Below are 425 nucleotides of genomic sequence, written 5' to 3'. Positions count from 1 at the left end.
CCGCAGTGATTTGCTTACGCGCCGTGGTCAATTCGCCGGACTTCGGGTCCTTGAGCAGCAGGCTCACGCCAATGACGTTTTGCGGTTTGACGTTGTAGCCGTACTTCGGATCGGAAGCGACCATGCGCACCAGTTCTTCCGAGGCGGCGGTCATCACGTAGACCTCGATGCCGTTCTCCATCAGCTTGTTGTAGAGCTCTTTCTGACCAGTGAAGATTTTCGGCGGGTTGACGTCGAGGTTCTTGACCACATCGCCTTCGTAATAGGTCGCCGGCACTGGCTTGTCCAAGGCCATCAGCTCATCGACGTAGCCTTTGAGTTCCTGGAGGGTGAAACCGGAGAACACTTGCGCGACCCATGGATAGCACACCATGTCGTCGAGTTCGCAGAGGCGATAGTAGTAGCTGAACAGGCTTTCCTTATGG

1 pseudogene is annotated in these 425 nt (G+C 55.8%); it reads right to left on the bottom strand.

From position 1 onward, the window contains the following. Positions 1 to 425: pseudogene (locus tag SxD43FB_RS24080) on the bottom strand (hypothetical protein); the annotation flags it as partial.

This window comes from Sphingobium sp. D43FB (assembly GCF_002312805.1).
Lineage (GTDB): Bacteria > Pseudomonadota > Alphaproteobacteria > Sphingomonadales > Sphingomonadaceae > Sphingobium.
This window is presented reverse-complemented; position numbering and strand designations above follow the sequence as displayed.